Origin of the sequence: Paenibacillus sp. 1A_MP2, from assembly GCF_052244825.1 — a bacterium.
GTDB classification, from domain to species: Bacteria; Bacillota; Bacilli; order Paenibacillales; family Paenibacillaceae; genus Paenibacillus; species Paenibacillus vandeheii.
The window spans coordinates 224,676-239,667 of sequence record NZ_JBQQCS010000005.1 but is presented as its reverse complement, the minus strand read 5'-3'; the positions used below and the strand labels follow the sequence as shown (position 1 = coordinate 239,667).

Below are 14,992 nucleotides of genomic sequence, written 5' to 3'. Positions count from 1 at the left end.
TCAAACCGGAAGGAGACCTGAATGTGTCTCTCAAACTCAGAACATATCTTGAATTTTTAGAACGGAATCCAGGTAAGGCTGAACTCACTGAGTACATGAGTGGTCTGACAGATTCGAACCAAATTGAATTTAAGAACCTGGTCTTGTTTAGCTACTACGGCATGGAACAACTGGCCAAGACAGAAAAACTGCATAAGATCATTGACTTTTACATCACAACCTCTACCATCGTTGCAACCATTGGATCTTTAGTTTGTACTGCAGTTCTAAATAATTTGTTTTTTGAATTTGGTTCAGCTGGTTTCATAGCGATTTTTGCTTTGCTCAATTTAGTTAGTTTAATGTTTGTTTTGCACTACCAAAAAAAGCCCATTTATGTGGCTCAGAACACGATCTGGCAGATTACTATCAAAGAGTATTTACACTGGCTTGCACGAGATTCTGAAGACTTTACTACCATTCTTAAAGAATTCATTGATCAGTTTCCTGAAAAGAAATCAGATAAGTTCATGAAGTTGATCTTCAAAAAACTCGTTCAATAAAACAAAGGAGGCAAGCCTGCATGCGCAAAGATACAACCAAAATTGATAAACAGTCATCCTTAGGGCATGTGGTCAAAGTTCAGCAAGTTATCGACTTTTTAGTTCTGGCCGAGTTACAATCCGGACGGAGATTCGGTAAAGAGCTCGATCAAGTCATTACCAAAACATTGAAGGGAGTGGGAGTCAACGACTCCTACCTCACCCAAAGGCTTAAGAAGCTTGCTGAAAAAGGCCATGCTCATAGTTATTGGGAAAGCGAGAACCGTTATTACCGCTATTATGAAATCACGGAGTCTGGTATTGAATATTTCAAACAGCTTCAGCGAGATCTTCCAGACCGGGTCTCATTGGCATTACGCGTTTATAAGGCGTTTGAGTCCACATTGAAAAAATATGAGTGAAGGGACGAATACCATTGGAAAGAGATTACAAAGAAATAGTAGCCGAGCTGAAACGTACTTTTGCCAATGGTACAGTTCAGTTTCGCAGTGATAACAATAGACCATATATACCGAACCAGGTGTACACCGATCGGGTGGAGTCAGCAACTGAAAGCCGGTGGAACTTAGAAATCAAAGAACTTGAAATAAATGTTCCTTTTCGCTATGTAAAATCTATTGTGCGTGTGGAAATTGACATACACTACAGAGACGGATATGGCTTTGCCGTCATTCCAGGCGATCCTTCTGCAGATCCAAAAAATATCACTACTGCTGTAGACCAGGCTGTGAACGAAGCCTATCTTACCGCCTTAGATACTTATCAAATGGGTTGGCGCGATCTGGCTCCATACAAAAAGAACGATTGGGCTGGTAATCCTGCTCTGCAGCACTTATTGGAACATATGAATCCTAGCAATCAAACCACAGTCGTACTTTCAAAAGAAGCATTTAATCGTACATGCTTAGTATGTAATAAAGTGCTCACTGCAGATGAATGGGAACTACTAAGTCAGGTCCCCAATTTAAATCGTGAAAAAATGACCTACTGCTTTGGACATCTACCAAACCACCTGAAGCGTAAGATTAATAAGGATACGTTGAAAAAATTTGAAACATAAGCAGCAACAATTTCAGTGGAAAGGAATACTTTCCGCTTTTAATTTGTTAATATATTAGTATATTAATATATATGATAGGATGATGTAAATTGGACGATTTCATTCAACGCGCATTTGGGGCAGATGGCCATCTGTCTAAAATGATAAATGGTTATACGCCCAGGGCTCCGCAAATCATGATCTCTACAAAAGTAGGACATGCGCTTGAGAAAAGTGAACATTTGCTTTGTGAAGCAGGAACGGGAACCGGTAAATCATTGGGTTATTTAACTCCCGCTGCACGCTGGGCCATTCAAAACAAAAAAACAGTCATCGTTTGTACCCACACAATTCCCCTCATGACACAAATCGTTAATGTTGAACTCCCCCGAGTAGCAAGCATCTTAGAAATGGAAAACATGAAACTCAAGTATCAATTGGTAAAAGGCAAGGATCACTACCTCTGTCATACAAAGGTAGAAAAACTGTGGCAAGAAAAACTTTTAAGTGCGGATGAGGATGCAAAAGTCATCCAAAAAATACATTCCCGTATGAGCCGTGATGGGATTGGAGAACGTACCGAGCTTGGGTTTGATGTCGAGGACAAACTTTGGCGGCAAATTAGTGCATCCAGGTGTCCCGCCACCTCCAAACCAGACAATTGCATGCTTGAAGTACTCAAAGGACAGATGCAAAAAGCCCATATCATCGTAACCAATTTCGCATATTTCTTTAATGATTTGAAAATGAGAAAGAAAACCGGCGGAAATGGCTCTTTACCGCCCTATGATGCAGTCATTTTTGATGAAGCTCATGAAATTGAGGATGTATGCTGCAAAGTTTTCGAGAAAGAAGTCAGTGTAGAACACTTCGAAAACTTATTTGAAAACCTATATAAACGCAACTCAGTAAATTCACTCGGATTGGATCAACAAATGGAACTGAATGAACTGCGACAAACTTTTCAAAAACAGATTGATGATGTGTACCAAGATGTACGTGATCACATGAAGAACGAGGATGGTAAACAGATCGCATTTAAACTGATGAACCAGGGCATTGAGGTATCGGAAGTCGTTAGCACACTCGGTGCTTTTATCGAGAAGGTTAAATCCTATCGCTTAAAAGGCGTTTCAGACGTATTAGAGCGCATGTTTGAATCGAACGATGACTTAGACTTCATTAGCTCAAATGAAAGGAAATCGTGGGCATACTGGGCCACGATTGAGAGCAGAGGCCAGCTTATACTCCATGCAGCTCCGCTCTATCCAAAAGCTGTCTTGTCTAAAGGTTTATTCGATAAAGTGACTGTTGTTCTTGCCAGTGCCACGATGTCTACGATCACATCCAATGGTAAAACATTCGCATTCTACGCTGGTCGTGTTGGGGCTAAAGGTTATGACTACAGTAGCATTATCGTTGACAGCCCTTTCGACTATAAGAATAAAACGATGATTATCTGTCCGGACGACGCACCAGATGCGAACAGCTCTAACTACAACACGTACCTCGGTGAAAAGTTAGAAGAGATCCTGATGTATACCGGTGGCCGCATGCTTGTTTTGTTCACAAGTTTTGAAACCATGAACCAAGTCGCGAAATCCATAGAAAGTTTCTGTGTCGAGAGTGGGTTGAATCTGTTGATTCAGTATCCTGGTTGCGATCGGGAGTTCATTATTAAGCAGCTGAAGACGGAACCTCGGACAGTGGTGCTAGGATGTTCTAGCTTTTGGACAGGCGTAGACGTACCAGGAGATGCTTTGACGACCGTTGTCATTGTAAAGCTACCTTTTCCTATGCCCAATGAACCTTTAATCCAAGCACAGCTTGCTGTGATAGAAAAGGCAGAACGTAGCAGTTTCTTCGATTATATGTTTCCCAAGATGATGGTCAAACTTCAGCAAGGATTCGGACGTTTGAATCGATCCATGCAGTGCCAAGGGGCTGTCATCATCCTGGATAATCGTATGTACACCAAAAGGTACGGAAAGATGATAATTAAGACTTTGCCAACATGCAAGTATTCGCGTAACGTGTCCGATTTGGTACATATTCTACCTTGTTAAGGGGGCAACTCAAATGATGGGACGATCCCATTTTGTCATTAGCACAGGACTAACACTGTCCGCGCTAGCTATCCTCAATCAGCCTATTACTATTCCGGCCATACTCATAACAGGGATAAGTGCGCTATTACCGGATATTGATGAACCCAACTCTTTAATCGTCTCAAGAACACTGCCAAAGGGGCTCATACGTCTTCTGCAGCTCTTACTCATTGCAACCGGTCCAGTCGTCTTCTTTTCCGGTGTCATGCCTTGGCCGTGGAATATAGGAATAGCGATCGCAATTGGACTGTTCTCCTTTCTCCCCCTCCGCACACTCCGGAACATGTGCATGGTGGGGATCGGTACAAGTTTGATCGTAGTTGGCCAAGGTCTCGCCCCTTGGAATTACATTATTGGTGCTTTACTTGTGGTTTGTGTCTTTCTTCCACACCGGGGACTCACCCACACCATCTACGGACTTGGCATCTGGGCAGCCATCTTATATTTTGCTTCACATGAAATAAGCAGTGCGATATGGATTGGGGGCAGCTTATCCTATGCTCTACATCTGTTAGCAGATTCCCTCACGAACCGGGGGATACGCCCACTTCCACCATTTAAGTATCGTTTAAAGGTTAATCTCATGAGTACCGGTTCACGCTGGGGAAGGGTTGTGGAAGGAGCATGTATTGGTCTTACAGTAATCATTCTAGTTATTACATTCTACACCGGGAGATTCCAAATTTATTTGTAAAGGATTCACCCCGAATATCTCCTGTTTTGCAACCGGGGGCGTTTCACACAAACCCCTTATAGCATCTTCTTACTCGGGTCACTTCCGGCAGATGCACCATTATCAAAATTTATGAGGTGAAAGAAATGTGGTTTTGGAAAAAGAAGCGCAGAAAAGCTATGTCGGAAAAGGCACCTATTATCGAAGCACTCAATACTCCTAAGGTTTATAGTAAGCCTCCCCCTCCCCGTAAAATGGTCACAGATTGTTCGTGCAGTGAAAAACAGCAGGAGTGGACTTTTGATCAGTCATTAGGCTGTTGGTACGTGGAACGGGAATGTGAACGGTGCGAGTATTACTGGGAAGGCCCAGTGTACCTCTACGATGATCCTAATAAACTGGGAAACACGTTGGAATAGGGGTCAGGAATTAGACCGGATGCAGAATTAACTCTCCATCCGGAAAATAGTAGAGAGCACGGAAAAGCTAACGGCAACTTGCAATGAGTCAATAATTTATAAAGGAGTGACGCTCGTATGGGACAACAAGTATATCTATCGACAAAAGAAGCAAGTTGGATACTCAATTTATTAGACTATCATGACGCACCTCAGTAATGATGACAAGTTAGTTTTAACGAAGATTCGAGAGAAAGCCAATTCAGTAGCGGTGAAAGCCAATAGAGTCAGACGTGGTCCAAGAGACTATAACGGGCTTTCCGGATTTCTCGCACCAGATGGTGTATTTCACGAGTGTGCTTATCAGGAGCACAAAGACCTGGCTGTGAGGCTTGTGGAGCAATACAAAGTAGAGCTTTTTGAAGGTGACACTAACAAGGTACCAAATTTCATAAAGTTTGGATGCCTACCATGGGTGGACAAACAGGGGAATTCAGGATGTCATGTACTCGGTCAGAATAAACCAACAGATGAACAAGTGACATGGCTACTTACTAAACTGGATCGAATGACAGACGTACAGCAGCGACAAATTCTTGGAGAATTGCATCATTGGGACATTGATGTATCTGACAACTTAACCGCAAACAAATTGTAATCTAGTACGACTTCAGCACAATAAAAAAAATTCCAGGAAGAGGGTTTTGAAGATGAGTGTGAATTTAGATAACCAGAGTTATAAAGTACTCGATTTAATCGATGACGGGCAGTTACTCTGGACGGCAGGCGATCAATTACTATTTAACTATACAGGGCGATCTGAAGGCACGAGTACTGCAATTACAATCTGTCCAGGTAGCGGTATTGAGAATATGCTAGTTCGTCCAAATAGCGGATTAGAGAAAATATTCCTAACCTTGGAACAAGTCATTGTTAAGAATAAGAAATTAACTGAGAATGCATCAAACTCCCAAGTTTCAATTAATGGACCTACGGATCTGTCCACTGCAGAAATGGATAGGGACAAAGCTATTCAAGAACTGAGAGATTATAAATCTAAACGTGGTGAAAATCTATGCGAAATGCTTGACGCACAAGCAGAGGCTAATCGACTCAGATTGGAACTTGAAGAAGCAAAGAATGCTCTTTCACGAAAATCAACAATAGAGCTGGAACGGACGCTTCTGGAGATCTGGTTAGCGTCAGGTATCGAGGAAATCTACAAATACAAAAATAATATAAAGGCCTACCGGCGAGAAGGACTTACAAGATACGACCTTATTAATGACCTTACATATCACCTATTCCCTGAAGTTGAAGATACCGCTAATCATCACGATGCTGCTGCAGAAGACTTCAAGATGAGGGTAGATGAACTCTTGGCCGCGAGAGAATTAAAACCTTCAATACAAACACAGTCCTTATAACAGGAAGGAGTGGTGGAGAATGAAAGAGACTGAACTGTTCTTGCCAGTGAAATCCTGGCTTGAATATGGAGGGAATTCTGTTTTCTCAGAGGTACAGCCGAAGAGGGGAACGCTCCGCAGGGCCGACTTGCTTGGGCTACATGGTCCAGTTGATACGGTAGTTGAACTTAAAACATCACTTTCTCTCGTCTTACTGGACCAGTGTGTAGGTTGGAGGGAACACGCCAACCTTGTTTACGCTGCTGTCCCTGCTCCGGTAAGATACGTGCACGGTCAGCTCATAAGTAACTTTGTGCCAGAGCTTGCGCTTGAGATTATGAAAATGTATGGGATAGGTCTTTTATATGTAACAGAGGAAAAGGTACACAACGTCATTAGAGCAAAGCTAAACCGCAAAATTAAGCCAATTCTACGCGAAGCTCTAACGGAGTACCACTTGACCCACTCACCGGATGAAGGAAGCAACAAAGGCGGTCACGTTACGGCATACCGCACTACTATGCTCAGGGTCAGGGAATTTCTTGAACGGATGCATGACCGCTATGATCATGAACGTGCAAACTTAAGATGCCAGGATGGATGGGTGTCACTGCCGGATCTACTGGAGAAGTGCAGCACGCATTACTCATCGCCAAAAAACAGTCTTGCTGCTGCGCTATCAAATTATGAATCGGAATGGTGCGAATGTATGTTAATCGGCGGGAAGAGGCACTACAGACTTAAGCCAGATTTGTTGTCAATACGATCGCAGATTTAATTGGACATACGCAGCACAGCTCAATTTTCAAGGTTTAGGAGAGGAAGAATTAACATGAATATAAACGCCATGACGGATAAACACCTTAACGCGGCGCTTGCCGAGTTGACTTCATTTGAAGGTATGGATGAATATGATGAACCCTGCTACACCTATGAGTGTTCCGCTTCACTGAAAATTCAAAGTAAGGCCCTTCAAGTAAACGCTGAGAGTTATGTAACAAATTTATCCAACCTGATGGAGGCGAACATATTCTACAGTGTGGAAGGTCATATGGCGCCGGAAGGTATCGCTTGGTTGTTAGATGCAACACCTTTACAGCGGGCTACGGCTGCTTATATGACACTAATAGAGGTATCACATCCTCAAGATTGGGAGAAAGAATTTAAGCCAGTACAGTCGACCAAGAATACATTTGATTTATGGATGGTGTGGGACAACCATAAAGGCCTAATGTGTGTGGCGGAATACAACAAGGCTTCTGAAGAGTATGAGGGGCAAGTTGAGGCAGTAAAGAACGAGTTTTCTTCTCATGGATCTGAAGGCGAGGGACGCATAGTACTTGCAAGAATTGAAAAGCAATCTTTTGTAAGTACCGAGAACGAGCCCGAGAATTCGCACCATGTGATTGTTTGGAACGAGTATGAGCGGAAGAATTCACCAGATGTTGGGATCAGTCAGCAGCACATGAAGATTGAAGAAAGAACTATGTTCAAATTCCCACGTCAATCAGATCAAGATGGTCGATGGGTTATCAATTTTAAGTATTTAGATGGAATAGTGAAGGAACTCCATGAAAAAACTGAGCAAATTTTGCTGAAGGTCAAATCGATGACTGCAGGCGGTGAATTGGATGTGGGTGGAGAAAACAATTGTACAACAGAGGGAAAGGACATAACTAAAATTATGCCCTGGATATGCATTAATTGTAACAATAAGTGGGTAGACAGCCTCCTCATCTGCTGGGAAAACTGTCCGGAGTGTGGCGGTGAATCTCAACATGAATCGGTTAGAGAGTTACGAAAAGATGATGAATGGTACACAGAGGACTGATTAGCCGCTATCTTATCAGTATCTGGACACTATTGCCCTGCAATATTTAAACAATATGAAGCTCGTCATTTGTTTGACTGGCTCATCAAGGAGGATAATAGATGAATGATTTAAATTCAGACAAGCCATTTGGTAGCTACGCAGCTCATCAACCAAACTATGAAGATTTCCAGCAACTCGGTAAGCAGGATGACTATATTTTTCAATCGTTAGTGCATCTCGGAAATGCTTCTCATCACGTATCATGGGGATTAACGGTCCTGGAATATACGGATGTACCTGTGGAACTGCAAGAAGAAATACGTCAGCTTCAGCGGGCTATTAGAAACGTACAAGAACAACTCAGAGCACATGAAGATAGAGGGGATGGCCAAAAACCAGTAAATACGAATTCAGAAATTATCCTCAATGCTCGGCCCTTTATTGTAATACCTGAGAAGTAATTAAATCTTCATCGTTGGTAATCAACATCTGCATACAGGCATGTATGGTGTAGTTGCCAGGTATGACTATGAACCTCAAACTTAATTGTACCATATAACAAAGGAGAGTTCGCATGGAATACGCAGTAATGGATCGTGATGGCAGCAAGCACTTGGTGCATGTTTCCGAAATTGAATACCTTCAACGTTCCAATAGTTTGATTGAGATCGCTCCTCACAAAAAGGACGAAATTCACATTGTTTTCGGTTTATATAAACCTCAGTCTGGAATTACTATATCCGGTGAATTAGTTAGTATTCAATCCATTATCCAACAAACTATCGGAAAGAGATTGGTCTATCTTCAGGGACCATACTGTATCCAACTACAATTGGTGGACATTCAAGTTTATCCTGCATTGCAAAGCGGCGTTCCTTTTGCGGCTTTAGTTGAAGGAGAGATTGAGCTAAATAGAAACACCCTTGCCTCGTTTAAGCACGACGATAATATATCTCTCCAAGATAATATTTTGAAAAGAGAAGGTATTTTCTCACTTGAACGAACGGTAATAGGACGAAATTTCACTCTTGAAGATTGGAAAGGAGTGGCGGCACTAAATGAACCCTCTCAACGATCGGATCAGTCAGAACAAGTTGAGAAACGTATAGATACCAGAGAAAATAGATTACATGAGGTATTGCAGAAGAAAAAACTCAACTCACACACCTTATATGCATATATGTTGACACACACCTACGGCTTTGAAGACACCATATGCATAATGAATTCATCTATTGAACCACAAATCATGGAATTTTTAATTGCTTACATTCAGTTGCAAGCTTCTGACATTGACCCGCATTATGGAATGTCGGAAGACGAGGTTATGGACATAGTTCTCATGTTGTATGACAACCCCGTAGAGATTATTGAATATGATCCAGATATATGTGAAATTGATCTTTTTCTCAATTGGGAAACATGGTGTGGATATGATAAAGAGATTATGGATATGGAACTTTTCAGACAAGATGAACTTCAATCCGTCCTACGAAATATCGTACTCGAGAATGATACCAAACTCAAGGAGTAATCAGTTCCAACTTCGTAGATACCAATGGATTCAACAACTTATGTAGAACATGATGACGGGAGAAATTTTCAAATGAACCTTATCAATAAAATTCCTTTTCTAGCATTTGCTTTGTATTACTTAGTTTTATCTTTATGGGGCATTACAGGTCTTATTTTATTTCCAGAAAAAACTGAACATTTGATTCTTATATTTGCTGGTTGTGTTGCGTTTTTCAGGATTCTGAAGTTTAAAGAAAACCTTAATCAACCAAAAGCTTTTCTAGGCTGTTGTGTGCTGGGCTTGATAACTTTATTCATCCTTATTTCTTAGATAGTATAGTGTTGGAATCATTGGAGGTTAGATTATATTACCTATCAATTGAGATAGAATCGGTCTTATAAATACCTGAGTAAACATGAAAAATGATCGCCTATATTTACTTACTGGGGGATAGTTGGATGGACAAAGAAGGACTTTGGTTAGTTTACGACAACGAAATGGGTTTAATTTGTATTGGAGATTACGATTTATGTAATGCTGAATACAAAAGGTATGTAATTGAAGCAAAAGACTTTGTCGGAGCATTGGATCAGGGGATATTTATTGATACCACGGTCGAGGGGATTCACCTGGCAAGGGTGGAGAAGAAGTCACATATAGTTGAAATGGACAAGTGGGTTTATGAATGGAAAGAAGAAAATTATGATTCTACTCCCAAATTAGATAATAATAAGCTGCGGCAGATCACTTGATCTAAAAAATCTTTCGTATGGTTTCATCAGTGAGTTGCCCGGTTATTTACCTGCTAACCCAGAGACTCTCCAGAGGAGACTGAATTAATCAGTCTCTTTTTGTTGACTTATAATCCGAACGCTATTACATTGAAAGTTAATTACTTTATTAATCAAGGAGGGCTTCCAGTTTGGACACAATTGGTGATAGCATGGACTGTTTAGCTAAAGTTATGCGTATACCCATTCGAGAGCAGGGTAGCAATGTCATAACAGAATATAAAAGCACCACGAGCGCCTCAATCTCCAATATAGAGAAAGATCGACATAGACCATCCCTTGATATGGCTATCGCTTTATGTGAGCATTTCAATGTTACTTTGAATTGGTTTATTTTAGGTAAGGCGGAGTCCATTGTGTACACTCCCCTGAACCAGAAGTCACTATTGATTTGATAGAATTAAAGACACTTATACGTTCAACTGTGATTACTGAAGTACATAAACAGCTACAGGAACGTAAAGATACCATAAAGGAACTATATTAATGTGTGGTCACGGTTGGGGTAGCTAGTAAATCTAGGTGTTTTTGTTTTTAGAAGATAGCAACACTTGGAGTCGCTTAAATTTAGCGGCTTTTTTATTCTAGTAGCGAAGGTCCGCAACGGCCTAGGAATTTCAAGTTATGAATTATGATATGACAGCAGCCAGTATGACGTAATCCCTTGAAAACAGGGATACAGAGCAAACAATCTCAAAATCAGATCATGTATTCCTAATCTTTTATTCTTTCAACGAATCAAGATGTTGACTCAAACAGTATAGAACCATTTTTAACCCATCTCAATTTTTAAAAATTCTATAATGAATCTATATATTATAGAAGAGGAGAAGTTATTATGATCAAATTAGTTTTATTTAAGTTATGTAGTGATACTATTCGATTTGCTATTAAAGCAAAGTATGTCTGGGCTTTATGGATCACATTATGTTTATGTAGCTTTATTGTTCTTCTGCGATTTAATGTTAATGCTGCTGCTGATCTAGTGTTACTTTCATTCTTATTTTTCGTTGTAAGCGTAGCCGATCGACTTGTCTATAAGAAAATCACCACCTATGTGCTAATGAACCGATTTATGAAAACTCTTCACATGAATCTCCCAGAAGGTACACTAGATCGTCACGAACTTAAATCAATTGTTTTAGAACTTATAGAAGCACTCGAAAAAGGATCTCGAAATACAAAGAAAACGTACCGCATGAAGACTCACCAACGAATCTTAGATCAGCTATTAGATGATAAGTTTCAAGAGATAGTCTCAGTTAATTTTGAACAGACCGGAACCGGAATAATTTATGAAAAAGTTGTGATGGTATCATATTCAAGGATATTGAAAAAGAAATACAAGAAAATAAGAACGCTCTTCTTATTAGCTCCGGAAAACAAATACGAGGTGCAATTGAAATTCTAAAAATATGTTGGTTGATTGACCTTCAACGAATCTCTCATAATGCAACGGCTGACCCAATCATAGGCCAGTATTAATATAGTAGGGTACGTGCACACAAGCACATGGAAGACTGTAGTAACTGAACGCTTTCGGCTTTAAAAAAATATAGTTATCAGCTAAATTGAACCAAAAGGCCCCTTGCTATAAGCAAAGTGGCCTTTTGGTTATCAGGATGGAATTTCGTTAGTTTATTTCAATGTTAACATCAGGAATACTTACAACTGTTCCACCTACTTGCTCAGTGTAAATTCCCACTTGAGAAGTACCGCCTGGAGCATATTTTTTATAAACCAGATTACCAGCCGTATTTACACCTACCGCGTAATTGGTCATATAAATGGTTGTATTCCCTGGAATGGTTTTTGATACACCATAGGTCTTACCGGATGAATATGTTTTGGCATCTGAAAGTTGAATTCCCATCTCAAGACTCGTTCCAGCCAAGAAACCAACTTTTAGTTGAGCAGAATTTTTAATACTGCTTGTTACATTCCAAGTAGCTGTATTGGTCGATTGTTGTGTATATGTTGCTGTTGTGTTACCAGGACTAGTATTTGCTACACGGAATGTCCCCATATTTTGATAACGCCAGTTTTTAGCGACACTGTTTGGGTCATATTTCTCAAAGGAATAAATATAACCATCATTTGGCGGGGCCATAGTCTGAATACGCTTACTTAAAGGTGTAACTTCTACTGTGTTACCATTCATATCTGTTTCCCAGGCTCTATTCTCCGGGATTTTAAACTCACTTTGTGAAATGTTCTCATCAATTTTCTTTTGTATATCGGCGGGAATTCCGTCTTGTGCAAAAGCTGCTTGTGGTGTCAACAACGTAAGAGATAGGACTGAAAGGATAGACAATTTCATTAAAGTCTTCTTTTTCATTTAGGTACCTACTTTCGTGTTTTTTCTTTCTATCATAATTTACTATATTATATAATATATGTCAATGATTGTTTAAAAAATCCACAATTTCATGCATTGCGTTCCTCATTGTAGGGATACTTGCATCCTTTTCCGTATTTACAAGAATAGAAATTACAAGATTCTTGTAGAGATATGTTGCAACATCGGTTTTGCTAGACAATTCTGTATTAGTTTCCTCGAATCCCTTTGATGAATCCCAAATTACTAAGTCCTCATCCAGATAATTTTTTGTGAAACCTATTCTAATTTGAATTTGGGTAGATTGATCTTTATTTTCATACATGAAAATTTGTTGAGTGGGCCGCATATCGGTTTTGTTACCTTCCACAGTTAGCGACTGTTTTTATCAAAAGTTAGTTCCTCTTCTACGAGGACGAGGCTCTTGATGAGGGGGGTATTTTTAATTTCATAATTGGGGATCTGGACCTTCTCAGCAAAGTCTTGTACTAAGGTAGTATATTGCTCGTAGCTGAAAACATCTTTATTGTTCTTATCATTGTCTACCACGTTGCTTATAGATGGTTCATTCTTTACTTCAGTGGAATTAGACTCACAGCTGATAACAAAAGTGCATAGTAAAACAAGGCAAAGAATCATTTTCTTATTCATGGGGCAGCTCCTTAGGTTATATTTGGATTTACTCATACAATATAGCCAATATTTACGAAATAGTCATGATATTTTCATTTATACAAATAAAAACACCGCTTGAGTAGAAAAGTTTGTTAATTATTTCAAACATTTTAATTCCGTATTTGTTCATCCTAATTGAAAAACTCTTCTTGATGAGCATCTTGGACCATTTGCAGCAAATTGTACGTGTTTTAAATGCTAGTCCTGTCGGATCCATCACAATACCGTTCCAGGATGTCAAAGAGACTGCATGGTGTAGAGATGAACTAGATGTAGCTATTGTTAACGGTATCGCAAAAGAATTTAATAGCAATGAATTCAGACCGAATGCTGTAGTTAATCGAGAACAAGCAGCAGAGTTGCTGGTCAATGTGTTGGTTAAGGAATGCGTAACACCGCCACCTACAGCTCAACACTTCTCTGATGATTCGGATATTGCATTTCAGTATGGGCATTGGAAGACAGAAATTCGTAAAGGGTATCCGGGCATTTCTTTCTATCACAAAAACGGACTGACACGTGCTGCGTCAGTTGTAATGACCTACTGTTTACGTGATCATTTAAATTCATTTCAAAGTGAATCAAACAAGCATCACAAAAAAATGACTGATTAGATTGAATGCGTGACACTACAACAGGAACGCCAGGTTAAGCAATACTCTCTAAGGTTGATTCGGAATTTTAAAAATATCACTGGAATCGAATGAAACATTTACTGTACATAATTCTCAATCAACCCAACAATCTCATATGGAATCACTTATACTTCCCATGCTAAGTTTAGGGTGGAGGTTTTTGCTTATGCTAAATAAACCATTAAAACCAATGTTATTACAGCCATTAGTACCTGGTGAGATTAAAAAAGATTGGAAGTCCAGCATTAAGTGGGACGGTTTTAGAATATTAATTCACTACGATAATGGTAGGGTACGTGCATATACAAGACATGGAACTGAAGTAACAGAACGCTTTCCGGAGCTTCAAGAAATAAAGTTATCAGTTAAAACGGCCATCCTGGATGGAGAATGCATCGCTTTTGATGTTACTCAGCAAACAGATCAGCCACCGAAAATCTGGTGGGACGATGCAATGACCCGTTTTCACACGAAAAAGTCTACCGCCGTCAAATCAATCTGTAAAACCTTAAAAGCTCATTTTCCGATATGGGACGTCTTGTGGGTCGATGGCCAGTCGGTAACAACCATGACATTTGATAAGAGGCGTGAACTTCTTCAGACGTTGTTAACCCCATCTGAGACAATATCCATAACACCTTTGTATGATGATGGTCTCCAGCTCTTCTTAGGAGTAAAACAACAAGGCTTAGAGGGCATAGTTCAGTACAACAGTGATGCGCCATATTTTTTAAATTCAAGACCCAAGAATGTAATTACAAAAATAAAGGCATATCAATATGTAACTTGCCAGGTCTCTGCAACTCGAAAAGGAGCATTTGGCTGGGGACTACAATTGAATGGTAAATACGTGGGGGTACTTGAATTTCCACCACATAGAGATATACTATCTAAGTTTCATCATGTTTCTAAGAAACTTGTAAGAAATGAGAATAAGAATTGGATTTATCTTGAACCAGTTTTAAGTTGCAAAGTTCGATTTCAGTGCTTTACCAAAGATGGTAAACTAAGATCACCAATAATAGAGGAACTAGTTGATTTGACTGTAGCATAACGAG

Annotated in this window: 19 protein-coding genes; 17 read left to right on the top strand and 2 right to left on the bottom strand. The window is 39.9% G+C overall.

The features are described 5' to 3' along the window. The first annotated feature begins 23 nt into the window (after positions 1 to 23). The 15 genes from ACTWJ7_RS35875 to ACTWJ7_RS35805 all read left to right on the top strand — a co-directional run bounded on the left by ACTWJ7_RS35875 (position 24) and on the right by ACTWJ7_RS35805 (position 11,697). Positions 24 to 542, top strand: a complete 519-nt coding sequence (locus ACTWJ7_RS35875; RefSeq protein ID WP_443146647.1) for a hypothetical protein — start codon at positions 24 to 26, stop codon at positions 540 to 542. A gap of 20 nt (positions 543 to 562) precedes the next feature. Then, entirely contained in the window at positions 563 to 943 is a 381-nt protein-coding gene (locus ACTWJ7_RS35870; RefSeq protein ID WP_024634259.1) for a PadR family transcriptional regulator, read from the top strand. Positions 944 to 957: 14 nt separating this feature from the next. Next, entirely contained in the window at positions 958 to 1,602 is a 645-nt protein-coding gene (locus ACTWJ7_RS35865; protein WP_443146646.1) for a hypothetical protein, read from the top strand. 89 nt (positions 1,603 to 1,691) lie between these two features. Next, positions 1,692 to 3,647, top strand: a complete 1,956-nt coding sequence (locus ACTWJ7_RS35860) for an ATP-dependent DNA helicase (protein ID WP_443146645.1) — start codon at positions 1,692 to 1,694, stop codon at positions 3,645 to 3,647. Positions 3,648 to 3,660: 13 nt separating this feature from the next. After that, a complete protein-coding gene (locus tag ACTWJ7_RS35855) occupies positions 3,661 to 4,383 on the top strand; it encodes a metal-dependent hydrolase (RefSeq protein ID WP_443146644.1) in 723 nt (240 codons plus the stop codon). Positions 4,384 to 5,031: 648 nt separating this feature from the next. Beyond that, the gene (locus ACTWJ7_RS35850) at positions 5,032 to 5,418 is read left to right on the top strand and encodes a hypothetical protein (RefSeq protein WP_443146643.1); all 387 of its coding nucleotides are present in this window, start codon (positions 5,032 to 5,034) and stop codon (positions 5,416 to 5,418) included. Between the two features lie 52 nt (positions 5,419 to 5,470). Continuing rightward, entirely contained in the window at positions 5,471 to 6,187 is a 717-nt protein-coding gene (locus ACTWJ7_RS35845) for a hypothetical protein (RefSeq protein ID WP_443146642.1), read from the top strand. A gap of 19 nt (positions 6,188 to 6,206) precedes the next feature. Then, positions 6,207 to 6,944, top strand: coding sequence for a hypothetical protein (locus ACTWJ7_RS35840; RefSeq protein ID WP_443146641.1), 738 nt, complete (start codon positions 6,207 to 6,209; stop codon positions 6,942 to 6,944). A 54-nt stretch (positions 6,945 to 6,998) separates the two neighbouring features. Next, on the top strand, positions 6,999 to 7,997 hold the full coding sequence (locus ACTWJ7_RS35835) for a hypothetical protein (RefSeq protein ID WP_443146640.1): 999 nt from the start codon (positions 6,999 to 7,001) through the stop codon (positions 7,995 to 7,997). A 101-nt stretch (positions 7,998 to 8,098) separates the two neighbouring features. Further along, positions 8,099 to 8,440 (top strand): hypothetical protein, encoded by a 342-nt coding sequence (locus tag ACTWJ7_RS35830; protein ID WP_443146639.1) that lies wholly within the window; start codon positions 8,099 to 8,101, stop codon positions 8,438 to 8,440. A gap of 113 nt (positions 8,441 to 8,553) precedes the next feature. Further along, complete coding sequence (locus ACTWJ7_RS35825; protein ID WP_443146638.1) at positions 8,554 to 9,513, top strand: hypothetical protein; 960 nt, start codon at positions 8,554 to 8,556, stop codon at positions 9,511 to 9,513. Positions 9,514 to 9,585: 72 nt separating this feature from the next. Continuing rightward, entirely contained in the window at positions 9,586 to 9,825 is a 240-nt protein-coding gene (locus ACTWJ7_RS35820) for a hypothetical protein (RefSeq protein WP_443146637.1), read from the top strand. Between the two features lie 128 nt (positions 9,826 to 9,953). Further along, positions 9,954 to 10,247 carry a hypothetical protein gene (locus tag ACTWJ7_RS35815; protein ID WP_289389336.1) on the top strand — a complete coding sequence of 98 codons (294 nt, stop codon included), beginning with the start codon at positions 9,954 to 9,956 and terminating at the stop codon, positions 10,245 to 10,247. A gap of 170 nt (positions 10,248 to 10,417) precedes the next feature. Next, a complete protein-coding gene (locus ACTWJ7_RS35810; protein WP_443146636.1) occupies positions 10,418 to 10,681 on the top strand; it encodes a helix-turn-helix domain-containing protein in 264 nt (87 codons plus the stop codon). Between the two features lie 443 nt (positions 10,682 to 11,124). Then, positions 11,125 to 11,697 carry a hypothetical protein gene (locus tag ACTWJ7_RS35805; RefSeq protein ID WP_443146635.1) on the top strand — a complete coding sequence of 191 codons (573 nt, stop codon included), beginning with the start codon at positions 11,125 to 11,127 and terminating at the stop codon, positions 11,695 to 11,697. Between the two features lie 222 nt (positions 11,698 to 11,919). Here the strand turns inward: ACTWJ7_RS35805 and ACTWJ7_RS35800 are convergent, their stop codons facing one another. Further along, entirely contained in the window at positions 11,920 to 12,624 is a 705-nt protein-coding gene (locus ACTWJ7_RS35800) for a hypothetical protein (RefSeq protein ID WP_443146634.1), read from the bottom strand. A gap of 372 nt (positions 12,625 to 12,996) precedes the next feature. Then, positions 12,997 to 13,275 carry a hypothetical protein gene (locus ACTWJ7_RS35795; protein WP_443146633.1) on the bottom strand — a complete coding sequence of 93 codons (279 nt, stop codon included), beginning with the start codon at positions 13,273 to 13,275 and terminating at the stop codon, positions 12,997 to 12,999. A gap of 113 nt (positions 13,276 to 13,388) precedes the next feature. Between ACTWJ7_RS35795 and ACTWJ7_RS35790 the strand changes: the two genes are divergently transcribed. Together ACTWJ7_RS35790 and ACTWJ7_RS35785 are read left to right on the top strand one after the other, a co-directional pair. Continuing rightward, positions 13,389 to 13,913, top strand: a complete 525-nt coding sequence (locus ACTWJ7_RS35790; RefSeq protein WP_443146632.1) for an S-layer homology domain-containing protein — start codon at positions 13,389 to 13,391, stop codon at positions 13,911 to 13,913. Positions 13,914 to 14,100: 187 nt separating this feature from the next. Next, a complete protein-coding gene (locus ACTWJ7_RS35785) occupies positions 14,101 to 14,988 on the top strand; it encodes an ATP-dependent DNA ligase (RefSeq protein WP_443146631.1) in 888 nt (295 codons plus the stop codon). The last annotated feature ends 4 nt before the right edge of the window (positions 14,989 to 14,992 follow it).